Annotated in this window: 26 protein-coding genes and 1 pseudogene; 8 read left to right on the top strand and 19 right to left on the bottom strand. The window is 59.3% G+C overall.

Translation table 11 applies throughout. From position 1 onward, the window contains the following. Nucleotides 1–215: 215 nt before the first annotated feature. The gene (locus AKL25_RS00395; protein WP_050475682.1) at nt 216–623 is read right to left on the bottom strand and encodes a GlcG/HbpS family heme-binding protein; all 408 of its coding nucleotides are present in this window, start codon (nt 621–623) and stop codon (nt 216–218) included. 231 nt (nt 624–854) lie between these two features. On the opposite strand from AKL25_RS00395, the gene AKL25_RS00390 reads away from it, so the two are divergent. Next, the gene (locus tag AKL25_RS00390; RefSeq protein WP_050475681.1) at nt 855–1457 is read left to right on the top strand and encodes a C40 family peptidase; all 603 of its coding nucleotides are present in this window, start codon (nt 855–857) and stop codon (nt 1455–1457) included. A 170-nt stretch (nt 1458–1627) separates the two neighbouring features. On the opposite strand, the gene AKL25_RS00385 is transcribed toward AKL25_RS00390, so the two are convergent. Beyond that, nucleotides 1628–2491, bottom strand: a complete 864-nt coding sequence (locus AKL25_RS00385) for a patatin-like phospholipase family protein (RefSeq protein ID WP_205627189.1) — start codon at nt 2489–2491, stop codon at nt 1628–1630. A 175-nt stretch (nt 2492–2666) separates the two neighbouring features. Between AKL25_RS00385 and AKL25_RS00380 the strand changes: the two genes are divergently transcribed. Beyond that, a complete protein-coding gene (locus AKL25_RS00380) occupies nt 2667–3290 on the top strand; it encodes a TetR/AcrR family transcriptional regulator (protein WP_050475680.1) in 624 nt (207 codons plus the stop codon). Between the two features lie 78 nt (nt 3291–3368). Continuing rightward, on the top strand, nt 3369–4289 hold the full coding sequence (locus tag AKL25_RS00375) for an alpha/beta fold hydrolase (RefSeq protein ID WP_083444543.1): 921 nt from the start codon (nt 3369–3371) through the stop codon (nt 4287–4289). A 63-nt stretch (nt 4290–4352) separates the two neighbouring features. Here AKL25_RS00375 and AKL25_RS00370 read toward each other — a convergent pair whose 3' ends face one another. From AKL25_RS00370 to AKL25_RS00305, 14 genes and pseudogenes are all read right to left on the bottom strand, one after another. Beyond that, nucleotides 4353–5279, bottom strand: a complete 927-nt coding sequence (locus AKL25_RS00370) for a chemotaxis protein CheX (RefSeq protein WP_240475615.1) — start codon at nt 5277–5279, stop codon at nt 4353–4355. A 323-nt stretch (nt 5280–5602) separates the two neighbouring features. Beyond that, complete coding sequence (locus AKL25_RS00365) at nt 5603–6334, bottom strand: amino acid ABC transporter ATP-binding protein (RefSeq protein WP_050475677.1); 732 nt, start codon at nt 6332–6334, stop codon at nt 5603–5605. Next, nucleotides 6331–7008 (bottom strand): glutamate/aspartate ABC transporter permease GltK, encoded by a 678-nt coding sequence (gene gltK, locus AKL25_RS00360; protein WP_050475676.1) that lies wholly within the window; start codon nt 7006–7008, stop codon nt 6331–6333. The genes AKL25_RS00365 and gltK overlap by 4 nt, the downstream gene beginning before the upstream one ends. Further along, a pseudogene (locus AKL25_RS00355) lies at nt 7008–7747 on the bottom strand (amino acid ABC transporter permease). Before AKL25_RS00355 ends, gltK begins: the two are co-directional and overlap by 1 nt. 27 nt (nt 7748–7774) lie before the next feature. After that, on the bottom strand, nt 7775–8569 hold the full coding sequence (locus tag AKL25_RS00350; protein ID WP_050475675.1) for an aldolase: 795 nt from the start codon (nt 8567–8569) through the stop codon (nt 7775–7777). Between the two features lie 74 nt (nt 8570–8643). Next, nucleotides 8644–9555 (bottom strand): glutamate/aspartate ABC transporter substrate-binding protein, encoded by a 912-nt coding sequence (locus tag AKL25_RS00345; protein WP_050476079.1) that lies wholly within the window; start codon nt 9553–9555, stop codon nt 8644–8646. Nucleotides 9556–9677: 122 nt separating this feature from the next. Beyond that, nucleotides 9678–10217, bottom strand: coding sequence for a RidA family protein (locus tag AKL25_RS00340; protein WP_050475674.1), 540 nt, complete (start codon nt 10215–10217; stop codon nt 9678–9680). Beyond that, complete coding sequence (locus AKL25_RS00335) at nt 10210–11115, bottom strand: PhzF family phenazine biosynthesis protein (RefSeq protein WP_050475673.1); 906 nt, start codon at nt 11113–11115, stop codon at nt 10210–10212. The genes AKL25_RS00340 and AKL25_RS00335 overlap by 8 nt, the downstream gene beginning before the upstream one ends. 118 nt (nt 11116–11233) lie before the next feature. Next, nucleotides 11234–12079, bottom strand: a complete 846-nt coding sequence (locus AKL25_RS00330; RefSeq protein ID WP_050475672.1) for an AraC family transcriptional regulator — start codon at nt 12077–12079, stop codon at nt 11234–11236. A gap of 68 nt (nt 12080–12147) precedes the next feature. Further along, entirely contained in the window at nt 12148–12933 is a 786-nt protein-coding gene (locus tag AKL25_RS00325) for an AraC family transcriptional regulator (protein WP_050475671.1), read from the bottom strand. A gap of 180 nt (nt 12934–13113) precedes the next feature. Further along, nucleotides 13114–13575, bottom strand: coding sequence for a cupin domain-containing protein (locus AKL25_RS00320; RefSeq protein WP_050475670.1), 462 nt, complete (start codon nt 13573–13575; stop codon nt 13114–13116). Nucleotides 13576–13653: 78 nt separating this feature from the next. Further along, nucleotides 13654–14532, bottom strand: coding sequence for an MBL fold metallo-hydrolase (locus AKL25_RS00315; RefSeq protein ID WP_157050399.1), 879 nt, complete (start codon nt 14530–14532; stop codon nt 13654–13656). 18 nt (nt 14533–14550) lie between these two features. Beyond that, nucleotides 14551–15009 carry a RidA family protein gene (locus AKL25_RS00310; RefSeq protein WP_050475668.1) on the bottom strand — a complete coding sequence of 153 codons (459 nt, stop codon included), beginning with the start codon at nt 15007–15009 and terminating at the stop codon, nt 14551–14553. Nucleotides 15010–15036: 27 nt separating this feature from the next. Further along, complete coding sequence (locus tag AKL25_RS00305) at nt 15037–16353, bottom strand: MFS transporter (RefSeq protein ID WP_050476078.1); 1317 nt, start codon at nt 16351–16353, stop codon at nt 15037–15039. A 271-nt stretch (nt 16354–16624) separates the two neighbouring features. Between AKL25_RS00305 and AKL25_RS00300 the strand changes: the two genes are divergently transcribed. Both AKL25_RS00300 and AKL25_RS00295 read left to right on the top strand, forming a co-directional pair. After that, nucleotides 16625–17302 carry a DJ-1/PfpI family protein gene (locus tag AKL25_RS00300; protein ID WP_050475667.1) on the top strand — a complete coding sequence of 226 codons (678 nt, stop codon included), beginning with the start codon at nt 16625–16627 and terminating at the stop codon, nt 17300–17302. Then, on the top strand, nt 17253–17885 hold the full coding sequence (locus AKL25_RS00295; RefSeq protein WP_050475666.1) for a helix-turn-helix domain-containing protein: 633 nt from the start codon (nt 17253–17255) through the stop codon (nt 17883–17885). Before AKL25_RS00300 ends, AKL25_RS00295 begins: the two co-directional genes overlap by 50 nt. A 35-nt stretch (nt 17886–17920) precedes the next feature. On the opposite strand, the gene AKL25_RS00290 is transcribed toward AKL25_RS00295, so the two are convergent. Then, the gene (locus AKL25_RS00290; protein ID WP_050475665.1) at nt 17921–18352 is read right to left on the bottom strand and encodes a MarR family winged helix-turn-helix transcriptional regulator; all 432 of its coding nucleotides are present in this window, start codon (nt 18350–18352) and stop codon (nt 17921–17923) included. 174 nt (nt 18353–18526) lie between these two features. Then, complete coding sequence (locus AKL25_RS00285) at nt 18527–19294, bottom strand: alpha/beta fold hydrolase (protein WP_050475664.1); 768 nt, start codon at nt 19292–19294, stop codon at nt 18527–18529. 455 nt (nt 19295–19749) lie between these two features. Between AKL25_RS00285 and AKL25_RS00280 the strand changes: the two genes are divergently transcribed. The 3 genes from AKL25_RS00280 to AKL25_RS00270 all read left to right on the top strand — a co-directional run bounded on the left by AKL25_RS00280 (nt 19750) and on the right by AKL25_RS00270 (nt 23058). After that, complete coding sequence (locus AKL25_RS00280; RefSeq protein ID WP_050475663.1) at nt 19750–20595, top strand: ureidoglycolate lyase; 846 nt, start codon at nt 19750–19752, stop codon at nt 20593–20595. Nucleotides 20596–20810: 215 nt separating this feature from the next. Beyond that, complete coding sequence (locus tag AKL25_RS00275) at nt 20811–21563, top strand: SDR family oxidoreductase (RefSeq protein ID WP_050475662.1); 753 nt, start codon at nt 20811–20813, stop codon at nt 21561–21563. Between the two features lie 175 nt (nt 21564–21738). After that, complete coding sequence (locus tag AKL25_RS00270; RefSeq protein WP_050475661.1) at nt 21739–23058, top strand: MFS transporter; 1320 nt, start codon at nt 21739–21741, stop codon at nt 23056–23058. A gap of 81 nt (nt 23059–23139) precedes the next feature. Here AKL25_RS00270 and AKL25_RS00265 read toward each other — a convergent pair whose 3' ends face one another. Further along, complete coding sequence (locus tag AKL25_RS00265) at nt 23140–24759, bottom strand: methyl-accepting chemotaxis protein (RefSeq protein ID WP_050475660.1); 1620 nt, start codon at nt 24757–24759, stop codon at nt 23140–23142. Nucleotides 24760–24795: the final 36 nt, after the last annotated feature.

The raw sequence follows: 24795 nt of genomic DNA, 5'->3' as shown, positions 1-24795 counted from the left end.
AGGGACGAGGTGAAGGATTCGGTATGCGCTACGGCGGAATTTAAATTAGCTAAACCGCTCGATTATAGCGCAAAATGCGCCCCCCAGCAAATCCTAAGATTGCCGGAAGGCGCATTCCAAGACTTTGCCGGCTAGCAAAAACCGGCTAAAAATCAATTAATTAGCGTCAGATAAACGCCAAACCTGTTCAAGATCCGCGGGATCTCGAGCCGGTTTTACAGACCCAGCGCAGCGATACCCGCTTTAGCGATCTGCACATCTTCCGACGACTTCACGCCCGACACGCCGACCGCGCCGACGCATTGACCGTCGACAACGATAGGCACGCCGCCTTCCAGCAGGCCGTCCAGCTCAGGCGCGCACAGGAAGGCGACGCGGCCGTTGTTGATCATGTCTTCGTAAATCTTGGTTTCGCGGCGGCCCAGCGCGGCTGTCTTGGCCTTGGCCGGCGAGATGTGCGAGGAAGCAGGCGCTGCGCCGTCCAGGCGTTGCAACCACAGCAAATGGCCGCCATCGTCGACGATAGAGATGACAACTGCCCAGTTATTGGCCTTGGCTTCGGCTTCGGCGCCGGCAGCGATTTTTTTCAGGTCGTCGAGTGTCAGGTACGGTTTCGTTTGCATGATGCGCTCACATGTCTCAAGTAAAAAAGAATGCTGATTGTAAGGCGAGAATGGCCCGCTGGCACAAAATATGCAAAACCTCGGCGATCGCGCCCTAACTGAGGGCATCCTCCTACACGCGTAAGGTATTGACTTCATTACAATTTTTGTAAGATAACGCGAAATAACCTTTTGACATTACCAATGAAATTGTTTACATTCCAGCAGTCATACCGATAAGGAAATGTCCTGATGACAACACGCAGCGCCGCAAAAACCAGCCGATACCGACCTCGCCTCGCACAAGCATGCGTGCTGGCTGCCGGTTTCTGGTTCTGCAGCACCGCCTGGAGCATCGACCTTCCCATCCAGCAAATTCAACAGATTCAGCAAGTTCAGCAAGACCCTCTTCCTCCCGGCAAAGCGACCCTCGCTCTCGCCAAACTGCAAGACATCACCAACCGCGCTTCCGAACTGGCCGTCCAGGCACTGAGCATGCTCGGCATCAACTACCGTTACGGCGGCACGTCGCCGGAAACCGGTCTGGATTGCAGCGGTCTGGTGCGTTACGTGTTCAAGGAAGCGCTGGGCACCGATTTGCCGCGCACGTCGGCAGAAATCAGCCGCGTCGGCGAAAAAGTCGACAAGCTCGACCTGCGTCCCGGCGACCTGGTGTTCTATAACACCCTGCGCCGCGGCTTTTCGCATGTCGGCATCTATCTGGGCGACAGCAAATTCATCCACTCGCCCTCCGCCGGCGGACAGGTGCGCATCGAAGACATGGATGTCGCCTACTGGAAAAAGCGCTTTAATGGTGCGCGCCGCATCTCCGCAACTGCCGAAGATCAGCAATAAGCGTTTCAGGGAGTAGCGGGAGTCAAGGATTGCGATTCCTGTTGTCCCGACTCCGATTCAACCGGCGTCGTTTCTATTCTAATTAGCACTGTCCGACGCCGATTCAAAATACATCCGTGATATCCGGCGCCCTGCTGAATACAGCAAGCATTGCCAGATACACATCAGAATCAATCCCCCCCTTTGGCCCTCAACTTCGCCTTCAGCTCCGGCATGATCTTCATCGCCGCCTGCTCGCCGGCCAGGATCGCCAGATTGCGTCCCGCAAAGTCACTGCCCTTCATCGCCCCCAGACCCGGCTGGATCACGATGTCGGCATCCTTCAGTTCATAGTAATTGATGCTCTGCCCCATGATGGCGAAGGTTTGCAGCATCACGTCGACCGAGCTGGACGACGCCTGCGCCTCGGGCTGCGCCGAGATGTTCACCGCAATCACGAAATCCGCGCCCATTTCGCGCGCAAAATGCACCGGCACCGGCGCCACCAGACCGCCGTCGACATAATAGTGATCGCCGATCTTGACCGACTGGAACACCCCCGGCACCGCCGACGATGCGCGCACCGCGATGCCGGCATTGCCGCGGCGAAACAGAATCGGCTGACCGGTCTTCAGATCCGTCGCCACTGCACCGAAGGGAATCTTGAATTTCTCGATCGGCAGATTATTGACCGAGCGATTCACATACGTCTGCACGCCCTCACCCTTCAATACGCCGCTGACCTTGGAGAAAAACGGTACCGACCAGTCCGAAATAGTCGCCTCGTCCATATCCAGCGCCAGCTTTTGCAAAGCAAAACCGTTATTGCCCGCCGCATATAAAGCGCCCACCAAACTGCCCGCACTGGTACCCACCACGATGTCGGGCACGATGCCTTGCGACTCCAGCGCCTTGATCACGCCCACGTGCGCAAACCCGCGCGCCGCGCCGCCGCCCAGCGCCAGAGCAATACGCGGCTTTTGCGGCGGCTTGGTCGGCGCCGCAACCGGCGTCACCGGAGACGTTTCGACCGGCGCGGCGGACCTGGACGGCATGAGGCTGTTGCAGGCAGCCAGAAGGGAAAGGGAGAGTACGGCGACGACGCGATGTAAAACAGACATGTTTTCGAGAGCAGAGAATCTCAGCCCGAACGGGCGCTGCCATTTTAGCCTAAACGCTCTGCCAGCCTTCCCCTTGATTTGGAAACAATCATTTCCTATAATCACTGACATGACCTCTTCCGTTACGACTACTGAAACCACGACGCGCAGCCGCGGCCGCCCACGCGAGTTCGACATTGAAGCGGTGCTGGACAAGGCCATCGCCGTCTTTACGGACAAAGGTTACTACGGCACCTCCATCAACGACCTGGGCGCCGCGCTGGAGCTGACCGCCGGCAGCATCTACAAAGCCTTCGACGATAAAAGATCCCTCTTCATCGCCGCGCTTGAGCGCTACATCGCCTTGCGCACCGAGCGCCTGCAACAAGCGCTGAAACCTGCGAAGACCGGTCGCGAGCGCGTGCGCGCCTTGCTGGCGCTCTATGCTTCCTCCAGCCATGACGCCGAAGGACGCCGCGGCTGCCTCATCATCAGCAGCGCCGTCGAACTGTCCCTCTCCGATCCTGACATCGCAACGCGCGTCGCGCAATCGCTGGACATCCACGAAAAACGGCTGAGCCTTTTCATCCGCCAGGGGCAGGAAGACGGCAGCATTCCCGCACACGTCGACGCTCCGGCAACAGCTCGCTTGCTGCTCTGTGTATTGCAAGGCATGCGCGTCATCGGAAAAACAGGCCGCAGCAAAAGAGAAATGAACGGCCTGATCGACCATGCCCTGAAATTGCTCGGCTAAAAATTTTTACCAATTTAGGAAACATTTATTTCCTATTTAATGAAAATCACCCTCTCGACTCAAATCAAAGGACCCGCCATGCAGACCTTCTCTCCCGCCACATTCTGGAACGATTTCCACCACGGCAGCATCCATGTCAACGGCGTGCGGCTGCATTACGTCGAAGGCGGCAGCGGCGCGCCCATCCTGCTCATTCCCGGTTGGCCGCAAAGCTGGTACGCCTGGCGTCTGGTCATGCCTTTGCTGGCCGCCGGCGGACGCCGCGTCATCGCCATTGATCCGCGCGGCATGGGAGATTCCGACAAACCGGCGAGCGGTTACGACCTGAAAACGGTCGCCGCCGATCTGCACGCGTTTGCCGATGCACTCGGCCTGCTGGACAAGGGCGCGCTCGATGTTGCCGGCCACGACATCGGCACCTGGATCGCCCACGCCTATGCGGCAGACTGGCCCGACGACATCCGCAGACTCGCCCTGTTCGATGCCGCCCTCCCCGGCATCACACCGCCGCCTCCGGCAGGAATCCCTACGGCGGAAGCCAATACCAGAACGTGGCATTTCGCATTCAACCGCCTCGACGATCTGCCGGAGATTTTGCTGCAGGGACACGAGCGCGCCTTCCTCAGCTATCTGTTCCACACCAAGGCAGACAATCGCTGGGCCATTGCACCAGCCGATCTGGATGAGTATGAACGCGTGTTCTCCGCACCCGGCGCCGTGCGCGCAGCCCTATCCTACTATCGCGTCGCGTTCAGCCCGGAAGGTCTGGCGCAAAGCCGCAACCGGACCGAAAAGCCGCTGACCATGCCCATCCTTGCCTGCGGTGCCGTACATGGCGTCAAGGACATGTTGTTCAATACGGTGCGCGGCATTGCCGCCGATGTGCGCGGCAGCGTCATGGAAAACTGCGGGCATTACATGCCGGAAGAAGCCCCCGCCGCAGTGGCTGGCGAACTGATGCGTTTTTTCAGCGAAACAACGCCGGACGCAACGCGCTGATCGCGCCCGATCAGGCGTCAGAAAATATCGGGGGCAGGTTCCGATCCGACCGGATCGGAACGTTCAGAACAGCTCCAGCTCACCCGACTTGAAAAAATCATCCACGGACGTTTCGTTCTCCCTGAAATCTTCCGGCGACCAGTTGAGGTTGAAGATGAAACGCTGCTGCAAGGTCACCGGCGGTCCGCCATCTTTGGCGCTGAGGAGGTAGTTAAAGCACAGCAAAGGATCGTCGGAACCGAAGGTGATGTAGCGCTGCTCGTGATTGACGATCGTCGGCACCTGGCTGGTATAGGGCGTCGACGGCGCCTGATTGATATAGCGGCTCTTGAAGGCGCCCCACGTCAGGTTCGTGAGTTCGCCCAACATATTGTTCAGCAAGCGGAAATCGCCGGATTTCCCCGGCACCAGTTCGCGCAGCGCGCTCTCTTTTGCCTGCAGCATCATGTAGCCGCGGCACCAATTGCTCTCCAGCGGAATCAATGAAGTCACCTCGCCCGAAATCAGGCGGTCGCGCACCAGATAAGGTTTTTCCACCTCGACATTCATCGACGGAAACTGGCTCGTCAGGATATGCAGGCTCAGTTCAATGATGCCGCGCACCAGCGCATTCGGATAGTCCTGGCTGAAGATGGAGGCCACGACTGCCTCATGCAACACGTTGATATCGTCGATGCGATAGGTGGCGTTGAACAGCTTGAGATCCGACGGCGGAATGGGCGGCGCCGACTCTTCACGCTTCAGGCGCAGGAAAATCGGCAGCTCCGGACGCATCTTGTGGATCGCGCGCGCCAGTCCGCCATCGGGCTCATCCAGGCCGGCACAGCTTTCCGACAACATGATTCCGCCCAGATCGATATAGGACTGCAACACCGACATCATGCGCTCTTCCTGCACCTTCAGGCCGAGCAGGTTATGGCTCTCGCAGAAAGCCTTGATGACGCCGTAACACTCGGGGTTCTGATCCAGCACCAGAACTTTGCTAAACAACTCGGAATCCATGCTCACCGTTTTCTCCGACGCGACGATTGATCGACCCTGGTCCGATCCCGCAATTTCTCGTTCCGGCGTATGGAGAACGCTGTCCGCCGCGCCCGGAGAAATGCGAATGATCAAACCAAGGAAAAAGACGGAGAATCTTCACATTGCAGTGTTACTTGCTCATGACGGCGCTTGCCGAAGAACTGCCAAGGCATCAACCTGCCCCGGATTTATATGAGCAGGAACCGATGTTGGCGCATCGACAACCCGCGCAACAAGCCCCTCTGACCGGACTATTGCGCCAGACGTCCGTGCGTCCATTGCCGGACTTTTTAGTGTGAAGACAAGATGCGCGACAAAAAATCGCGGGCGCGCTCGGATGCCGGGTTCGCAAAAAATTCTTCCTTGCGCCGGTCTTCGACGATCACGCCGTGATCCATGAAGACCACGCGATGCGCCACCTTGCGCGCGAAACCCATCTCGTGCGTAACGCACATCATGGTCATTCCCTCCTGCGCCAGTTCGACCATGACGTCGAGCACCTCGTTGATCATCTCCGGATCCAGCGCCGAGGTCGGTTCGTCGAACAGCATTGCAATCGGATCCATGCACAAGGCGCGCGCAATGGCCACGCGCTGCTGCTGGCCGCCGGACAACTGGCCCGGAAATTTTTCGCTGTGCGCACGCAGGCCGACGCGCTCAAGCAGCCGGTAGCCCTTGTGGCAGGCCTCTTCTTGCGAGCGTCCCAGCACGCGGATCTGCGCCAGCGTCAGGTTCTCGATGATGCTCAGGTGAGGAAACAGCTCAAAATGCTGGAACACCATGCCGACCTTCGAGCGCAGTACGGGAAGATTGCTCTTCGGACTGCTGACCTCGCTGTCGCCGATGAAGATCTGCCCTTGCTGGATCGCTTCAAGACCGTTGACGGTCTTGATCAGCGTCGACTTGCCGGAACCCGACGGTCCGCAGACCACCACGACTTCGCCTTTGCCGACTTCCAGCGAGCAATCCTTGAGGACCTGAAATGGTCCGTACCATTTGGAAACCTTGTTCAGCGAAATCATCGCGCTCCCTTTTTTTGCAATATTTTGACCATGCCCGATGTGGCGCCGCAGATCACGAAATACACCAGGCCCGAGAACAACACCATCTCGACCGCCGTACCGTCGCGATCGCCGATGTTGGCCGACGAACGGAAGAAATCCGCCAGACCGATGACATACACCAGCGAAGTGTCCTGAAACAGCACGATGGCTTGCGTCAGCAATAGCGGCAACATGGCGCGAAAAGCCTGCGGCAGGATCACCAGCCGCATCGCTTGCAGATACGTCATCCCCAGGGCCAGCGATGCGCCGAACTGGGCACGCGGCACCGCCTGGATGCCGGCGCGGATGATCTCCGAGTAATACGCCGACTCGAACAGCGCAAACGCCACCATCGCCGACACCAGGCGAATATCGGTAGTCGGCGGAATCCGCAGCACCGCCTGCAGCAACTGCGGAATCAGCAAGAAAAACCACAGCAGCACCAGCACTAGCGGAAACGAACGAAAAACGGTGACGAACAGGCGCGCAAAATATTCCAGCGTCCTGACGCCGGACAAACGCATCGCCGCCAGCACCGTACCGAACACCACGCCCACCGCAATCGCCAGCACCGTGATCTGCAAGGTGATCAGCATGCCGGACCACAAGGTCGGCAAGGCATGCGGCAAACCAGACCAATCCAATCGTTCCATCACTTCGCTCCCATGTAACCAGGCAGCCTGGTTTTGTTTTCCAACCAGCGCATCAGGTACATCACGCTCAGATTGATCAGGCCGTAGGCGACGGTGACGGCGATGAAGGACTCGTAAGCCTGCGCCGTGAAGTCGACCAGCTGGCGCGCCTGCGCCGACAGTTCCAGCAGTCCTATCGTCGACGCGACGGCGGAATTTTTGAAGATATTGAGAAACTCCGACGTAATCGGCGGCACGATGATCCGGAAACCCACCGGCAGCAAGATGAAGCGGTACACCTGCGCCAGCGTGAAACCCATCGCCAGGCCGGCGGCCTTCTGCCCGCGCGGCAAGGCGTTCAGGCCTGAACGCACTTGCTCACAGACGCGCGCCGCAGTAAACAGGCCGAGGCAAAGTATCGACGTAGTGTAAAACTGCAATACCGGCGCCAGCGACTTGAACCAGTCGCCGACCGCCTTGGGCAACAGTTCGGGCAGGACGATATACCAGATGAAGAACTGCACGATCAGCGGAATGTTGCGGAAGATGACCACATAGAGCGTACCGACGGCGGCCAGCCGGCGGTCCGGCAATGTCCGCAGGATGCCCATGGCGACACCGACCGCCAGCGCGATCAGCCACCCCGCCAGCGACACCGCAACCGTATTGACGAAACCCGACAGCAGCCAGCCGAGATAAGTTGAGGGTCGCCGGTGGAAACGGGTTCCAGCAAAATGCCCCAGTTCCAGTGATATGACATGGATCTTTCCTTGTAGCGATGAGTGAATCAGGCGGCGTAGTCCGGTTCGGACTTGTCGAGAATGCGCTTGATGCAGGCCAGATGCGCATGCGCGCTGGCACGGCCGCCGGCGCGCATCTGCGCGTAGGTGCGCGCCGCCATGTCCGGATCGATGATCTGCAAAGGCCGCCCGGTCGACTCCGCCAGCCGCTGCACTTCGCAGGCGCGTTCGAGGTAGTAGAGATCGTCCCAGGCTTCGGCGACGGTTTCGCCGACGACCATGACACCGTGATTTTTCATGAAGACGATATCCGCCTCGCCAATCGAAGCCGCGATGCGATCGCCTTCCGCCTCATCGAGCGCCAGTCCGTTGAAGCGCGCATCGATCGTGGTGCGGCCATAGAACTTCAATGCCGTCTGGCCGGCCCATTTGAGCGGCTCTCCCTGCACCATCGCCAGCGCCGTGGCGTTGGGCATGTGCGTGTGAAACACTACCCGGGCGCGCCTGGCATGCAGGTGAACGCGGGCATGGATATAGAAAGCCGTGATCTCCGGCACGCCCTCGCCATCGATCACATTGCCGTGGAAATCGCAGACCAGCAGGCTGGACGCCGTCATTTCCTCAAACGCATAACCGAAGGCGTTGACGATAAACAAATCATCCCTGCCCGGCACCATCGCCGAGAAATGATTGCAGACGCCTTCCTGCAGCCCGAGCCGTGCGGCCATGCGGAAACAGGCGGCCAGATCGATCCGGGTCTGCCTGATGCGTTCGGCATCGGGACTGCCCGGTGCGATGACGATCGATGCCGGTACGGTGCTTTTTTCCAGAGCGTGTGCCATGTGGTTGTCTCCTTGCGATAACCCCGGCGGCGTCGCCACCTGCGACACCGCCGTTTCACTGCGATCAATATCGGTCAGTACGCCGCTTCGTCATTCGGTTTGGCGTACAAGGCTTTCAGCTCAGGACTGATGCCAAATTCGAAGTTCAGATTCTTGGGCGGGACCGGTTGCTGGAACCACTTGGCGTACATGCCGTTGATCTCGCCGGAAGTCATCAGCTTCGACAAGGTTTCGTCGACCAGCTTCTTGAACTGCGGATCGTCCTTGCGCATCATGAAGGCGTAGGGCTCCAGCGATTGCGGCGTCCCGGTGACGATCCAGTCGCCCGGGTTGCGCGCCAGCGTGCGTGCGCCCGACAGCAGCACGTCATCCAGCATGAAAGCCTTGGCGCGGCCGGTCTGCAAGGCCAGGAAAGAGTCGCCGTAGTCCTTGGCGCTGATGATGTTCATGTTGAGATTTTTTTCAACGTTCAGACGGCGCAGAATCGCTTCTGCCGTCGTGCCGGCGTTGGTGACCACGGTGGTGTTGGCCAGATCGCCGAAATCCTTGATGCCGGAATCGGATTTCACCAGCAACTTGGTCAGCGCCAGGAAGATCGTGTCGGAGAACGCCACCTGTGCGTGACGCGCTTTGGTGTTGGTGGTGGCGCCGCATTCGATATCGATGGTGCCGTTCTGCACCAGCGTGATGCGATTCTGCGACGTCACCGGGACCAGGCGAACGGCGAGGTCCGGCTTTTTCACGCGTACTTTGACGGCGTCAATCACCTTCTGGCACAGGTCTTGCGAAAAGCCGATGACTTTCTGGTTGCTGTCGTAGTAAGAAAACGGAATCGATGCCTCGCGATGGCCGATCACCATCACGCCGCCATCGCGGATTTTGGACAGCGTCGGTCCCAGATCTTGTGCGGACGACGATTGCGCGGCCAGGGCAAGCAGCCCCGATAGTGCGAAGGACAAGGAAAAACAGCGTCGGATGTAAAACATGGTCATGCTCCCTGAGTGTGCCAAATGTTGAAATGTGCGTCGCGATGCTGTGACCGCTCGCTGATGCACGCGGTGTTGTCCTGCCGAGGACGATGCTCCTGCTTCTGTAATGCGGTGATTGGCTAGCTGGTTTGCGGCGGCTTCAGCTGCACGACGCACTCCAGCTCCACCGAGGCATTGCCGGGCAGCGACGCCACGCCGATGGCCGAACGCACATGCCGGCCGCGCTCACCGAAGACGGCGTTGATGATTTCCGATGCGGCGTCGATGACCTTGGCGTGTTCGCTGAAATCGGACGTGCTGCGGACATAGCCGGTCAGGCGAATGAATTTGTCCACGCGCGAAAGATCCCCGCCGCAGGCCGCCGCCAGAATCGACAGCAGGTTAATGAGCGACAGACGTGCAGCGTCGCATGCGGTATCGATGGAGACATCAAGCCCGACCACGCCCTGATAGCGCACCACGTTTTCAAAGCGTGGCACCTGTCCCGAAATCCACAGCTGCCGTCCATTTCCTGCATCACTGCTATTGCTGAGATCGAAGTGCGCCGGTTGCGCGTGTGTGCGCGGCATGTCATGAAAAACTTCCAGCAGCCGTGTACGAAACGGCTCGCCGACCTCGTCCAGCGGCATCCACTGGCGCTGCGCAATGGCATCAGTCATGCGCCCCTCCCGGCTGGAAATTTTCCGCCAGCGCAACGGTGCCGCCGACGAAGCAGCCGACCGGCCGGGAAGACGATGCGGCGGCGAGATCGAAGCGCACGAAGATATCCGACGGCTGCCCCATTGCACGCCCTTGATGAATCAGCACCGGCGCCGGATCGAGCCCGATCAGGCCATAGTGCAGCAGGCCGAACGTCAACGCTGCTGCAGCGATGCCGGTGGCGGCGTCTTCCGGATAACCGGACGATTTCGGAAACTGGCGCGCATCGAACTTGCGCGCCTGCCCGGCGTCGACGGCAAAGGGATACAAGCCGGTCGAACCGATCTCTTCGCACAACTTTTCGATCACGACGGAATCGGGTCTGGCGGCATCCAGCACCGCTGGACTTTTCAGAGGGATCAGGGTTTTGACACGACTGGTGCAGGCATTCAGAAAAGGCAGGTCGAGCGCATCGTCAGGTTGCAAGCCCATTGAGCGCAAAATGTCATCGCGCAACTCCGGACGCGTCAACTCGGTAACGGTGCCGCTTGGTTGCGAGATCTCAATCGACTTGCCGCCGTCGGGCTTGTCGTCCAGATAAGCCATGACCGTGCCGCTCAAGGTCTGGATCGACAGGCGACCGGACGCCAGCCTGCCGTGTCTGGCCAGCAGCCATAGCGCACCGATGGTGGCATGGCCGCACATGCTCATCTCATGGCGCGGCACAAAAAAACGAAAGCGGAAATCATTCAGGCCGGCATTGTCGGGCGCGAAGACAAACCCGCTTTCATGGCCGTAGGATTTGGCGATCGCCAGCATGTCGGCTTCGGCCAGGCCGTCGGCATGGATCACGATAGGCGCCGGGTTGCCGCCGCCGGACGAGGACGTGAAGACATTGACTACTTCTACGTGGGACATGGTGACCTTGCATCGTTGCTGATTGGGTTGCAATCAGTGTGATGCGAAGGCGACGCCGGTTCTCGCACAATCAGGCCACGTGCAGCGACATTTGCGCCATTTGCGCTGTACGCAGGCCTTAGTGATGTCGGCGACAGTCGCTGGGCAAGATGCCCAGGTATTTGCGGAAAAGCCGCGCCAGGTAGGACGGCGAATCGATGCCAACTGCCAGTCCGGCGTCCAGTGCCGACATCCCGTGCTCGCGGATCAGCCGGTGCGCGCGGTCAACACGCTGGCGGTTGGCATAATCGACCACCGTTTCCTGCGTCACGTCGCGAAACAAACGTGTCAGATGCCGTCGCGACAGATGGAACTGATGACACAAGGTATCGATGCCGTGATGCGCTTCCAGATTGTCCGTGATGAATGCCTGCACCTGGCGGATCAGCATGATGCTGTTGCCGTTCTTGCCGGCAGCGCAGAGGCGCCGGGTGCCCGCCACGATACGCATGCATTCGACGAACAGCAGGTGATTGAGATGATGCAGGCGGAGCATGTCGCTGCCGCTCTTGCTCTGCGCCGCCGGCCCGACCTTGTCGTGCAGCGCGAGGATGCTGTCAAGGATGTCGCTGCGCTGCCACTGCCCATGGCCTGCGATCTCGGCATCGAGATCCATCCCCGCGTGTTCAGGTCCGTACCGGCGCAGATAATCAGGGTCGACATACAGCGTGAGATGGCTTTCCCTGCCGTGCACGGCGGAAGTCGCGTGACCGAAATCGGGAACAATGACCGAGAACGACAAGCTGGACAAGCGGGCATGGCTGTTGCAGTCTTCGGTCGACAGCAACAAGCTGCCGTGACGCGGCAACAGCAGCATATGGCAGTCATGCGCATGCCAGTCCATCGCGTAGCCGTCCGCACTGCTCAACTCGCAATGCACGACGTCGGGCAACATGGCTGTCAGCTTGTGAGAACGGTTGATCATCGGCGTCCTTGAAGAAGGAACAAGCTTAGCGCCGCCTCCGCACAGCCGCTAGCGAATTCCTGCCGCGACTATCGATTTTCTGCCATGCCATTGCCGCGGCGCATGTCCGAAGGGGAAACGCCGAACAGACGCCTGAACGCGTAGGCAAAATGCGCCGCGCTGTCGAAGCCGGTCGCGGCCTGAATCTGCCCCACGTTCAGGTCGGTGCTGCACAGCAAGTCGCGGGCGCGATGCAACCTGGCCGACAGGACATGGCGTCCCAGCGGCATCCCTTTATGCAATTGAAACCAGCGCGCCAGCGTGCGCTCGGACAGCCGGAACGCCTCGGCGATGGCGGCCGCGGACAATTCCTCCGCCAAGTTGGTCTCGACAAAATCGCACACGGCGTCGACCAGCCCCGCTTCGCTCCACGCGACGGCGGGCGCGACGTCGGCAACGATGCGATGCACCTCGCGCACGATCAGGTCGTCAATGGCGGCGGCTTCGTAAGTCTTGCGGTTGCGGGAGCGGATGAACAGCTGACGCCGCACCAGCGCCAGCCCCGACAGATAGGTCGACTTTTGCCAGATCCGGCTGTGATCCGGCAAGCCGCCGCCGATTTTCGAAGCGTCCAGATAGTAGCAAAGATGCTCCTGCTGCCCGGCCGACTGAAAGCTGTGTATTTTCTTTCGCGGCGCCAGATAGATGCCGTTTGGAAATAAATTCAGCGTGCCCGGACGCCTGGCTCCGCCTTCGCCGCCGCTTCCGACTGCATACTGCCCGGACAGGGGAATGAACAACATATCGTCGAGATGGGCATGTGCGCCATTGCGATAGTTGTCTTGCGCATTGAACACTACGTCGCTATCCAGCATGCTTTCCTCCCGCCAAGAATTCACCTCCTGCAAGCATTTTTAATGCCATCCGGGCGAGTCCGGCGAAGGCGTCCACGCTGAAATCGCATTGGAGGCCGCCTGATCCGCTGGCGAAGAGGTCTATCGGGCAAACGATATCACGGGATGCGAAAGTCGCAACGTGCGCCGCACGTCGGCCCGCTAATAGCCCTGCGCGCTCGCCGGCGGTCGGTTTGTCTTGATCTGTTTTTTGTTCTCGGCATCGAATCCGGCGCTGTTCTTGAAGATGTTCGGCTTGCGATAGATGGCGAGAATGGTGCAACCTTCGGCGCTGTGCGTTTCGTGTTGCGACTCGGGCTTTCTCCAGACGAATTCGCCGGCGCGGCAGATGCCGTCGTGGTCCGAGAACGAACCGGAGATGACATAGCTCTGCTCGATCTCGGGATGCTTGTGAAACGGCAGCGTGGTGCCGGGCTGCCAGCGCAGCAGGCAGGTCATTTCACCGAGCTGCTTGTTCTCGTACAAGACCTTGATTTCGATACCTTCAAATTGGGACGGTTTCCATTCCATGTCCTGCGGTTTCAGATAGGTGGAACCTTGCTCGGTTGGTTGCAGATTGTCTTTCAGTCTTTCGCTGAAAGCTTTATCGATGACTTCACTCATGACGACTCCTTGAAAAGCCGGCGCGCCTGACTTGGTGCACGCGCCGGGTACGGCCTGACAAAAATGATGAAGGAATAACTACGCGGCCTGATGCAGGTCTGCAGCAGCAACGCCGCTCTGCAGATCCAGTTCGAAGCCCGGCTCGGCAACATGCACCACGACATGCGGGAAGCGCTCGCGCACCGCTTTGGCGAAGTCCGCCCACGGTTCGGAAGTGACGCCCATCATTTCGTGGAATTTTTCGTGCGGCGGATACAGCACCACCATCTTGGGATTGAGCGCCGCCACGCCGCGCACGACGTCGTCGATGAAGTTGAGCTGCATGCCGGCCAGCAGGATGTCGGTCTTGAAGCGGCGGCCCAGCGCAACGATTTCCTGATCGGTCATCTTGCTGTTGAATCCCTCGTTGTAATTGAGGATGGTGGTGCCGTCCGGCAGCTCGACATGGAAACCGGTGTAAGGCGAATAAAACGGCGCGTTGGTGGCGCTGCTCCAGGCCCAGGCCAGTTGCGTGGTGTTGCCCTGAAATACCGCCTTGGTCAGCGCCTTGTACAGGTTGATGTCGCGGTGCTGCCATGGCAAGGCCGTGATCTTGAATCCCGGCACGCTGGTTTTTTCAAACGTGGCGGGATTAATCGGGCGCAGTTTGTCGACGCCGAACTTGTGGCGGCGCTGCATGAAGCGGCACAGCGATGGTGCGCCGATGACCAGTGCGCCGGTCTTCTTCGCCACTTCCGGCACGTCGAGGAAGTGCTCTTCGTGGCCGTGCGTGACGCAGATGTAGCGCGCCGTTTTGAAGTCGTCCAGATGAAACCATTCAGCGCCGCAATACGGGCGATAGAACGGGTCGAAGAACAAAGCGCCGTCGGCGGTTTCCAGCGAGATGCTGGACCAGCCGAAGTATTTCAGTTTGGCCGATTTAGAAGATATTGAAGGTTTTGATGACATTGTGCTCATGATGATCCTTACCTGGTATTAGCTGATTTCAATGATTGCTTCGATTTCCACCGCGACGTTGAGCGGCAAAGAACTGACGCCGATCGCCGCGCGCGCATGGCTGCCGCTCACGCCGAACAGGCGCACGAACAGATCCGAGGCGCCGTTGACGACCTTGGCGGCATCGGCAAAATCGCCTGTGCAGCGGACGAAACCGCCCACGCGCACGATCTGCGTCACGCGTTCCCAGTTGCCGTCGACGGCCAGCTTGAGCTGCGCCAGTACATTGAGCGCGCACTGCTGTGCGGCGACGTAGGCGTCGTCGATGGAAACGTCGTCTCCGAGGCAGCCGATCAAGGTCGGTTTGCCGTCTTTCAAGGGCAATTGCCCGGAGACATACACCAGGTTGCCGCTGCGTTTGTAGCCGACAAAGCTGGCGCTGCTGACGGGGAGTTCAGGCAGCACCAGTTTCATTTCGGCGAGTTTCTTTTCCAACATAAGTCTCCTCTGTCGTCGGGTTGGGTTTCAGTTAATCAAAGATTCATTTTTGGTTTCGCGGGCAAAGAACGCCGCCAGCAAGGTAATCAGCGCCAGCACGATCAGCATGATCGAGACGCCCGCCGTGCCGCCCATGTAGCCCGCCAGCGCAGTGGCCAGCACCGGCGAAAAGCCGCCGCCGATGGCCGCCGCCACCTGGAAGCCGAACGAGGCGCCGCTATAGCGCACGTTGGCGCCGAACAGCTCGGGGAAGTAGGTCGCTTCCGGCGCGAACATCAGACCGTGGCCCATGCTCATGGCGACCACGACGGTCAGGATCACCGCTTCAGGCGTCTTCAGGTCGAGCAGCCAGAACAAGGGATAGGCGAAGGCAATGGTGAAGATCGCGCCGATGAAATACAGCGGACGGCGACCCACGACGTCCGACAGCCAGCCGAACAGCGGAATCGTGATCAGCTCGACCAGCGCGGCAATCAGGATGGCGTCGAGGATCAGCGACTTGGGCAGCTTGAGCGTGCCGGTGGCGTAGACCACGATGAACACGGTCAGCATGTAGACCCACGACACCTCCGAAATCTTCAGGCCGATGGCGACCAGAAAGCTGCGTGGATGACGCACGATGGCTTGCCACACCGGATTTTTGACGATCTCCTGGCGCGCTTTCATGCGCTCGAACACCGGCGACTCGGTCACATTGGCGCGAATGAACATGCCCAACACGATCAGTACCGCACTCACCAGAAACGGTACGCGCCAGCCCCAGCTCAGGATGTCGGCTTCCGGCATTTTGGACACTGCACCGAACACCAGCGTGGCGATCACCAGCCCCAGCGGAAAGCCGACCTGGACGAAGCTGCCGTACAAGCCGCGACGATTCCTGGGCGCATGCTCCAGCACCATCACGGCTGCGCCGCCCCACTCCCCGCCCAGGCCGATGCCCTGGATGAAGCGCAAGCTCACCAGCATGACCGGCGCCCAGATGCCGATCTGGCTGTAGGTCGGCAACACGCCGATGAGGAAGGTGCCCAGCCCCATCAGCACCAGCGTCAGCATCAGGATGGATTTACGGCCAAGTCGGTCGCCGTAGTGGCCGAAAATGGCGCCGCCCAGCGGCCGCGCCAGAAAACCGACGGCGTAACTGCCCAGCGCCGCGAGCGTGCCCAGCAAAGGATCGATGTTGGGGAAAAACAGTTTGTTGAAAACAAGTGCCGCGGCCATGCCGTAAATCAAAAAGTCATACCACTCGATGATGGTGCCGATCGAGCTTGCAAAAACGACGGATCGGATGCTTTTCGGCTGTTCGATCGTTTGCCCGACGGTGCGGGCGCCATAACTGGTAGTCATGCTGGTGTCCTTTAGAAAGCAGTTTTCGCTGCAGATTTCGCTGCAGTTTTCGTGTAACTCCTTGGGTTGCACCGACACACCAAAAGTGATCATATTAGGAAACTTCCGCCCAATATTGGCACATAAATTCAACTTGCACCATCACCATTGCACGCCAATATTCCTATATTATGGCGCTTTCAGGTCGATATCAGCAGATTGAGCATATTTCATGCCATGAAACATTTATATGAAATGTTTCATGCAAATTCAACTTATTACCGGAGGGGAAATGTTTTTTGGAGTCTATTTATATGAAGGCGTCGAGCCGATCGACCTGGCGACCGTGGGTGTGCTGTCCATGGCGCGGCGTATCGCCCCGGAGATCCGGTTTTGCACCATCGCTCCGCAGGCCGGCGCGGTGCGCCTGTCCAACGGACTGACGGTGCTGGCCGATTTCGGGATTGCCGATGCGCCGGCGGTGGATGTGCTGATCGTCACCGGCGGCCCCGGATGGCAGGCGCAGACTCGGGATGAGGCGACGCTGGCATTCCTGCGCCGGCGCGCAGCCGATACCTTGCTGGCGTCGGTCTGCACGGGCGGCATGATCCTCGCCGCCGCCGGCGTCCTCGACGGCAAGACGGCGACCACCAAGCGCGAAGTCGTACCGCCCGAACATCCGCCGATCGAGGCAATGCGCGCAGACTATCCGGCGATCGATGTGCAGAACGCCATGCTGGTCGACAATGGAAGTATCATTACGGGCGGCGGCGTGACGCTGTGCATCGACGCCACCTTGTATATTCTGGAAGCATGCCTGGGGCCGCAAGTCGCAGCGGAAACCGCCCGGATCATGGAATACTCACGGGCGCGCACGGCCAACAGCGAGCAGTTTCCTTCAATCATCAACGACTCAGCGAATGACGGACGAGATAGATTCAAACAAAGAAGATGCGCCGACAGCCATTGAGCTGCAACTGGGAAAACGGATCTCCAAACTGCGCGCAGCGCGCGGCCGCACGCAGGATCAGCTGGCGGCTGCCACCGGCTTCACCAAAGGATATCTGTCGAAGATTGAAAACTCCAAAGTGATCCCGCCGATCGGCACGCTGGTCAAGATCGCCCAGGTGCTCGATACCGACGTCGCCGATCTGCTCGAGCCGGAAGACGCGCCCGACCAGAACGACGCCATCTGCGTGGTCCGTTCATGGCAGCGCGAAGCCGTCATCAAGGGCGGCAGCTCGTTCGGCTACGACTATGCCGCGCTGGCGCACAAGCGCCATCACAAGCAGATGGAACCCTTCATCATGGTGTTCCCGTCGAAGGTGGATCGCGACATCCGCTTCGAACACGAGGGCGAAGAATTCATGTTCATCCTCGACGGCGAAGTCGAGTTCGAAGCCACCATCGACGGTCGCAACAAGACCTGGATTCTGGCCCCGGGCGACAGTGTTTATTTTGATTCGCGCACGCCCCATCGCGGACGCAGCCTCAGCGGAGAATCGCGCGCACTGGTGGTGATCTACCGCTCGAAAGCGACGGCGATACCGTAAGACGCCGGAGAGAATCCTTCAGGTGGAACTCGGAACTAAGACAGCGTTTTATTAAGCTTTTCCAGATCGGCCATCATGCGCTCATATTCGGGCTTGCTGACCGAACATCCGTGGGCGATCGCCTCGCTGACACGCACGCCGGCTTCGCGCATGGCTTCGCCTGCAGGCGTCAGATTGAGGATCAGGTTGCGCTCGTCGCGCGGGTCGCGCGTGCGGCTGATGAGGCCTTCCCCTTCCAGGCGCTTGATCAATGGCGTGACCGATCCCGAATCCTGCTGCAGGCGCTGCGCCACGTCTTTCACACCCAGCTCCTGCTGCTGCCAGAGCACCACCATCACCAGGTATTGCGGATACGTCAGGTTCAGCGGCGCCAGCAAGGACTTGTAGAGCTGGGTCATTTTCAGCGACGTGCTGTAGAGCGAGAAGCACAGATGCTGCTCAAGTGTGGGCGGTACAAATTTGGCCATGACAAAGATGCTGCGAAAGTCGGAATCCCCTAGCCTAACGGCTCCGCCCCGGCAAAGCAAATTGCGATTGCTGTTACGCGTCGCAAGGGTTGCAATGCTTGCGACAAATGGGAACAGACGGGCGACCGGCAAGGCCGGCCCCCATCAACTCCGAAGATAAGCGAACGCTGCAGATTAACGCTGTGAAGCCGCAAAGATTACTTCAGCGACTTTTTCCGGTTGCGACACCATCGGCACGTGGCTGGTGTTCAAGACCGTGGTGGTGGCGTTGATTTTCTTCGCGAATGCCTGCTCCAGTTCCGGCGCGATCATGCGGTCCTGCTTCGACACGATGTAGTAATTCGGCTTGTTTCTCCAGGCAGCGACGGTGGTTGGTTCGCCGAACGCCTTGGCGCTGATCGGACCTTGGGTTGCAGCGATCAGCGCAGCCGTGGCAGGCGAGACATCCTGTGCGAAATTCTTGGCGACCGAGTCAGCCGGCAACCACAGGTAACCCGCGGCATCCATCTGCAGTGTGGCGATACCTGGAGGAACGGCATATTCCTTGCCGAGCGCGCCGGCGGCCTCGCCTTCCGAAGGTGCAAATGCTGCGACATAGACCAGCGCCTTGATCTTGTCGCTGGTGCCGGCTTGCGTGATTACCGTGCCGCCCCAGGAGTGGCCGACCAGCACGACTTTGCCCGTCTGCGCATCGACCACGCGCTGGGTGGCGGCGACGTCGTCGGCCAGCGAAGTCAGCGGATTCTGTACCGCGACGACTTTCAAGCCTTTGGCTTGCAACAGCGGAATCACCTTCTCCCAGCTCGATCCGTCGGCAAACGCCCCGTGAACCAGGACGACGGTGGTGGCGTCGGAAGCGACGGGCGCAGCCTGCACACTGATTGCAGCGGCAGACAACAAGGTGGAAACGAGAACGGCGTTGGCGATGGAGGTCAGTTTCATGATGATTCTTTCAAGGAATAAATTACTTAGCACGCTAAGTGATTGAGATTTAAAAACTCCTTTAAAAGGAGTCCGGCGACAGCACGGATAGAAATATATCGCACAATTAATTAGCGCGCAATGTTATTTTTAAAAATACGTCGATTGATAACGAGCATGTAGACAGGAACACTCCGACGCGCGCCTCAACATGCGCCCCGGACATCCCGGCTTATCAAGCGCCCTCTTCTAAGCCTTTGATTTATAAGGACAGAAATAAAAAGTCGGCTAAAAACTCCCCAGACTCGATTAAATTGCACATCGCCGACGTTAGATATTTTCATCTACATTCCGGCAAAGTTGTTTGATGGTCTTACCAATTAATTGGTACTATCTCGATTCCCAAGCAGGACTACGCGCCGCACATTTGCCAAGATGGCGCTTTATTCTTTAGATCAACCACCAAAGGAAGAGCAATGAAATTACTCCGTTACGGCCCTGTCGGCCAAGAAAAGCCAGGCATCCTGGATCAGGCTGGCAAGATTCGCGATCTGTCGGCGCACGTCAAGGACATCAACGGCGCAGCATTGGACGACGCGACGATCGCCAAGATCCGCGCGCTGGATCTGCAAACCCTGCCGGTGGTGGACGGTAATCCGCGTATCGGCGCCTGCGTCGGCAACATCGGCAAGTTCATCTGCATCGGCCTGAACTACGCCGACCACGCCGCTGAATCCAACCTGCCTATCCCTGCTGAGCCGGTCGTGTTCAACAAGTGGACTTCGGCCGTGGTCGGTCCCAACGACGACGTCAAGATTCCACGCGGCTCCAAGAAGACCGACTGGGAAGTCGAACTGGGCGTGGTCATCGGCAAGGGCGGCGCCTACATCGAAGAGAAAGATGCACTGTCGCACATCGCCGGCTATTGCGTCGTCAACGACGTGTCCGAGCGCGAATTCCAGACAGAACGCGGCGGCACCTGGGACAAGGGCAAGGGTTGCGACACCTTCGGTCCTATCGGTCCATGGCTGGTGACGCGCGATGAAATCGCCAACCCGAACAACCTGCAACTGTGGCTGGAAGTCGACGGCAAGCGCTACCAGAACGGCAACACCAACACGATGATTTTCAATGTGCCGTTCATCATTTCCTACCTGAGCAAGTTCATGAGCCTGCAGCCTGGCGACGTGATCTCGACAGGCACGCCTCCAGGCGTCGGCATGGGCGTCAAGCCTAATCCGGTGTATCTGGTTGCCGGTCAGACGATGCGTCTGAGCATTGAAGGGCTGGGCGAGCAACAACAAAAAACCATCAACGCCTAAAACCTGTTCCTGCGCCTACTGCGAGACCATGATCCGCTGCCGGGCGGTGCTCAGGATCCTCACGTACTTTAAGTACGTTCCGGTCCTTGCGCTCCGGCCGTCAACGGCTGATGGCCTCTCGCTACGGCGCAGAAACAGGTTTGCACTAATTAGCCGTCCACAGAAGGCGGAAAAAATACACGGGTTTCCTCAAGAGTAAAGAGAACGGAGTCAACATGAATCACTACGATTTCCAGGGTCGCAGCGCGATCATCACCGGCGGCGCGCAGGGCATCGGCTTTGCCATCGCTGAACGTCTGCTGCAAGGCAAGGCCAAAGTCGTCCTGTGGGATATGGACGAGAAGGTATTGCAGGAAGCGCGCGTCAAGCTGGAACCGCTGGGCAACGTCGAAACCGTGGTCGTCAACATCGGCGACCAGGCTGCCGTACAACGCGCCATCGAAGCCACTGAAAAAGTCACCCAATCGATCGACGTGCTGGTGCACAGCGCCGGCATCGCCGGCCAGAACGGTCTGGTTGCGGAGTACTCGCCGGAAGAATGGCGCCGCGTCATCGACATCGATCTGAACGGCGCGTTCTACGTCAACCAGGTGGTCGTGCAACGCATGATCGCGCAAAACTACGGCCGTATCGTCAACGTTGCGTCGATCGCCGGCAAAGAAGGCAACCCGACCGCATCGGCCTACAGCGCCGCCAAAGCCGGCCTGATCGCCCTGACCAAGAGCCTCGGCAAAGAAACCGCGACCAAGAACATTTCCGTCAACGCGATCACGCCTGCGGCTGCACAAACCCGCATCCTGGAGCAATGCACCCAGGCGCACATCGACTACATGCTGTCGAAGATCCCGCGCGGACGCTTCGTCAAAGTGGAAGAAATCGCGGCGATGGTGACCTGGCTGGTCTCGGAAGAAAACTCGTTCACCACCGGCTCGGTCTTCGACCTGTCGGGCGGCCGCGCGACTTACTGATCCTGCCGAAAAGTAGCACCTGCAGTACGGATAGCACCAGCGGTGCATCGCCATATCGAACATGCGCCGCGCTATCCCAAAAAAATAACAATATTTCCAGCCTGTCTCCCGGCGCCGCCACAAGCACCGCCGGTGGTCATGCTGCGCCTTTTTTAATGTTTCAGAGGAGAGAGAAATGGCAGCAGTCCCCTATCCGGCCACCGCGCTGGATATCCAGGAATCCAGTCTTTACCGCCGCATCACCCTGCGCTTCGTGCCGCTGCTGGTGATCTGCTTTGTGTTCGCTTACCTTGATCGCGTCAACATCAGCTTCGCCAAGCTGCAGATGCAGCAAGACCTCGGCTTTTCCGACGCCGTCTACGGCCTTGGTGCGAGTATTTTTTTCGTCGGCTACTTCCTGTTCGAGATTCCGAGCAACATGATCTTGCACAAGGTCGGTCCGAAGCGCTGGATCGCCCGCATCATGGTCACCTGGGGCATCGCCTCGGCGGCGATGATGTTCGTCACCAATGAAACCGGGTTCTACATCCTGCGCTTCCTCATCGGCAGCCTGGAAGCCGGCTTCGTTCCCGGTGCGCTGTACTTCTTCACCAACTGGTTCCCGTCGCAACGCCGCGGCCGCATCAACTCGCTGTTCATGGCGGCGATCGCCGTGTGCGGCATGATCGGCGGCCCGATCTCGGGCGGCATCATGAAGTTCACCCACGGCGTGAGCTCACTGCACGGCTGGCAATGGCTGTTCCTGCTGGAAGGGATTCCATCGATCGTGCTCGGCGTGATCTGCTGGATCGTCATCGACAACAAGATCGAAGATGCACGCTGGCTGAAGGACGATGAAAAGAAACTGCTGCTGGCGCGTCTCGCCGCAGAGCCGAAGAGCGAAGCGGTGCATTCCTTCCGCGACGCCCTGAAGCAGCCGTCGACCATCACCATGTCGCTGATCTATCTGGTGCTGGCTTCCGGCATCTACGGCCTGGTGTTCTGGATGCCGCAACTGATCAAGACCGCCGGCACCGACGACACCTTCATCATCGGCCTGATCACTGTGATCCCTTACCTGTGCGCCGCCATCGGCATGATCCTGATCGGCCGCAGCTCGGACCGCACCGGCGAACGCCGCTGGCATCTGGCCGGCTGCGCACTGGCCGGCGCGCTGGGCTATGCCGTCAGCGCCTACTTCGGCAACAACACGCTGGTGCTGGTGGTCGGCCTGTCGTTTGCCGCCACCGGTATCATCGCCGGCATCGGCCTGTTCTGGATCCTGCCGCCGCGCGTGCTGACCGGCGCCGCTGCTGCAGGCGGTATCGCGCTGATCAACTCGGTCGGCCAGCTGGGCGGCATCATCACGCCCTACATGGTCGGCAAGATCCGCGACATGACCGGCAGCGCATCGCTCGGTCTGTACGTCGTCGCGCTGGAATGTCTGCTCGGCGCAGCGCTGTTGCTGTGGGCGCTGCCGAAGCGCATCTACTTCCGCGAACCGGCAGAGAAATAAGCATCCTGGCAAGCGTTCTTCACAGACGAAAAAAAACACCCCTCTAGAAGGGGTGTTTTTTTGCCTGCTGAGTTTGCGCAGTTACGTCAGTCGCACCGGATCAGCGGGAATGTCTTTCATGCGGCGTGGCGCATGCCCCACCTGCACGGCGTCATGAGTGAGCTTGAACACGCTGACGATACGCGCCAGATTGTCGGCCTGCTGTTGCAGCGATTGCGCAGCGGCGGCAGCTTCTTCCACCAGGGCGGCATTTTGCTGCGTCACGCTATCCATTTGCGTGACGGCATGCTTGACCTGATCGATGCCTTCGCTCTGCTCGCGGCTGGCCGACGAGATCTCGCTGACCACGTCCGTGACGCGCTTCACGCTCGCCACCACGTCGTTCATGGTGACCCCGGCTTTTTCCACCAGGCGCGTGCCGGCGCCGACTTTCTCTACCGAGTCGCCGATCAGCGTCTTGATTTCCTTCGCGGCGGCAGCGCTGCGCTGCGCCAGGCTGCGTACCTCGGATGCCACCACTGCAAAACCGCGGCCTTGTTCGCCGGCGCGCGCAGCTTCCACTGCGGCATTCAGCGCAAGGATATTGGTCTGAAAGGCGATGCCGTCAATTACGCTGATGATGTCGACAATCTTCTTCGACGACGCGTCGATGGAGCGCATGGTGGAAATCACTTCGCCGACCACGTCGCCGCCTTCTGCCGCCACGGTCGAGGCCGAACTAGCCAGCGCATTCGCCTGCACGGCGTTCTCGGAATTCTGTTTCACCGTCGCCGACAATTGCTCCATCGCGGCGGCGGTCTGTTCCAGCGAGCTGGCCTGTTCTTCGGTGCGTGATGACAAATCCAGGTTGCCGCTGGCGATCTCGCCGGAGGCGGTGGCAATCGCGTCGGTGCCTCCGCGCACGTCGCCGACGATGCGCAGCAGACTGCCGTTCATATCCTTCAGCGCGCTCAGCAGCATGCCGACTTCATCCTTGCTCCTGACGACGATGCGCGCCGTCAGATCGCCGTCGGCAATCCCGCGCGCCACACCCACCGCCACCGTCAGCGGGCCGGTGATGTTGACGGTCAGATACCAGGCGCTACAGATGCCGAACAGCAGGATCAGCACGCCGAGCACGATCAGCAAGCTGCGGCCGGTCTGCGCCATGCGTTCGATATCGGCGGCGGTGTCGTCGATGCTCTTGCGCTGCATCGTCAGCAGGTTTTGCAAGGCATCCTTCAGGTCATTGGCGCGCGGCATGAAGGCGTTTTCCAGCAGGCGGTTCGCTTCTTCCAGATCGCCGGCGGCCTTGGCCTTGCGCATCTGGTCGCGCGCCACGACGTACAGCGAACGCTGCGTCTCGATCTTCTTGAACAGCGTCAGCTCCTGCTCGCTTTCCAGGATCGGTTGCAGCTTCTTGAGCAACTCGGTCGAGATCTTCGACGACGCCGCATCTTCCTTGGCGAAGAACGGCGCCAACGCCGGGTCGCTGCTCTTGGCGATCGCAGTCACGCGCGTGATGGAGGTTTGCACGATCGGAAACCAGTCGCTGATCAGGCGTTCTTTTTCCAGCGGCCGCTGCATCATGGCCTTGGTCGCATCGGTCACGCTTTGCAGGCGCCAGATGCCGATGCAGATGATGGTGATGGCCAGCAGCAAAATAACGGAGAATCCCAGCGCAAGCCGTTTGCCGATTTTCAGATTGGCGATGATGTTCATGAACGTCTCTATTTTTATAAGATGATGGATTGACAA

This window comes from Herbaspirillum rhizosphaerae (assembly GCF_001189965.1).
GTDB lineage: Bacteria > Pseudomonadota > Gammaproteobacteria > Burkholderiales > Burkholderiaceae_D > Herbaspirillum > Herbaspirillum rhizosphaerae.
The sequence above is the reverse complement of the archived record's forward strand: the minus strand, read 5'-3'. Positions and strand labels throughout refer to the sequence as shown.

What these genes read in the sequence shown, in the direction of transcription:
- AKL25_RS00275 (WP_050475662.1), top strand. Translation starts at nt 20,811, where the DNA reads ATGAATCACTACGATTTCCAGGGTCGCAGCGCGATCATCACCGGCGGC.
- AKL25_RS00325 (WP_050475671.1), bottom strand. Translation starts at nt 12,933, where the DNA reads ATGCTGGATAGCGACGTAGTGTTCAATGCGCAAGACAACTATCGCAAT.
- AKL25_RS00345 (WP_050476079.1), bottom strand. Translation starts at nt 9,555, where the DNA reads ATGTTTTACATCCGACGCTGTTTTTCCTTGTCCTTCGCACTATCGGGG.
- AKL25_RS00350 (WP_050475675.1), bottom strand. Translation starts at nt 8,569, where the DNA reads ATGGCACACGCTCTGGAAAAAAGCACCGTACCGGCATCGATCGTCATC.
- AKL25_RS00295 (WP_050475666.1), top strand. Translation starts at nt 17,253, where the DNA reads ATGACGGACGAGATAGATTCAAACAAAGAAGATGCGCCGACAGCCATT.
- AKL25_RS00285 (WP_050475664.1), bottom strand. Translation starts at nt 19,294, where the DNA reads ATGAAACTGACCTCCATCGCCAACGCCGTTCTCGTTTCCACCTTGTTG.
- AKL25_RS00375 (WP_083444543.1), top strand. Translation starts at nt 3,369, where the DNA reads ATGCAGACCTTCTCTCCCGCCACATTCTGGAACGATTTCCACCACGGC.
- AKL25_RS00380 (WP_050475680.1), top strand. Translation starts at nt 2,667, where the DNA reads ATGACCTCTTCCGTTACGACTACTGAAACCACGACGCGCAGCCGCGGC.
- AKL25_RS00310 (WP_050475668.1), bottom strand. Translation starts at nt 15,009, where the DNA reads ATGTTGGAAAAGAAACTCGCCGAAATGAAACTGGTGCTGCCTGAACTC.
- AKL25_RS00340 (WP_050475674.1), bottom strand. Translation starts at nt 10,217, where the DNA reads ATGACTGATGCCATTGCGCAGCGCCAGTGGATGCCGCTGGACGAGGTC.
- AKL25_RS00315 (WP_157050399.1), bottom strand. Translation starts at nt 14,532, where the DNA reads ATGAGCACAATGTCATCAAAACCTTCAATATCTTCTAAATCGGCCAAA.
- AKL25_RS00265 (WP_050475660.1), bottom strand. Translation starts at nt 24,759, where the DNA reads ATGAACATCATCGCCAATCTGAAAATCGGCAAACGGCTTGCGCTGGGA.
- AKL25_RS00305 (WP_050476078.1), bottom strand. Translation starts at nt 16,353, where the DNA reads ATGACTACCAGTTATGGCGCCCGCACCGTCGGGCAAACGATCGAACAG.
- AKL25_RS00365 (WP_050475677.1), bottom strand. Translation starts at nt 6,334, where the DNA reads ATGATTTCGCTGAACAAGGTTTCCAAATGGTACGGACCATTTCAGGTC.
- AKL25_RS00385 (WP_205627189.1), bottom strand. Translation starts at nt 2,491, where the DNA reads ATGCCGTCCAGGTCCGCCGCGCCGGTCGAAACGTCTCCGGTGACGCCG.
- AKL25_RS00390 (WP_050475681.1), top strand. Translation starts at nt 855, where the DNA reads ATGACAACACGCAGCGCCGCAAAAACCAGCCGATACCGACCTCGCCTC.
- AKL25_RS00395 (WP_050475682.1), bottom strand. Translation starts at nt 623, where the DNA reads ATGCAAACGAAACCGTACCTGACACTCGACGACCTGAAAAAAATCGCT.
- AKL25_RS00300 (WP_050475667.1), top strand. Translation starts at nt 16,625, where the DNA reads ATGTTTTTTGGAGTCTATTTATATGAAGGCGTCGAGCCGATCGACCTG.
- AKL25_RS00320 (WP_050475670.1), bottom strand. Translation starts at nt 13,575, where the DNA reads ATGAGTGAAGTCATCGATAAAGCTTTCAGCGAAAGACTGAAAGACAAT.
- gltK (WP_050475676.1), bottom strand. Translation starts at nt 7,008, where the DNA reads ATGGAACGATTGGATTGGTCTGGTTTGCCGCATGCCTTGCCGACCTTG.
- AKL25_RS00335 (WP_050475673.1), bottom strand. Translation starts at nt 11,115, where the DNA reads ATGTCCCACGTAGAAGTAGTCAATGTCTTCACGTCCTCGTCCGGCGGC.
- AKL25_RS00290 (WP_050475665.1), bottom strand. Translation starts at nt 18,352, where the DNA reads ATGGCCAAATTTGTACCGCCCACACTTGAGCAGCATCTGTGCTTCTCG.
- AKL25_RS00270 (WP_050475661.1), top strand. Translation starts at nt 21,739, where the DNA reads ATGGCAGCAGTCCCCTATCCGGCCACCGCGCTGGATATCCAGGAATCC.
- AKL25_RS00280 (WP_050475663.1), top strand. Translation starts at nt 19,750, where the DNA reads ATGAAATTACTCCGTTACGGCCCTGTCGGCCAAGAAAAGCCAGGCATC.
- AKL25_RS00330 (WP_050475672.1), bottom strand. Translation starts at nt 12,079, where the DNA reads ATGATCAACCGTTCTCACAAGCTGACAGCCATGTTGCCCGACGTCGTG.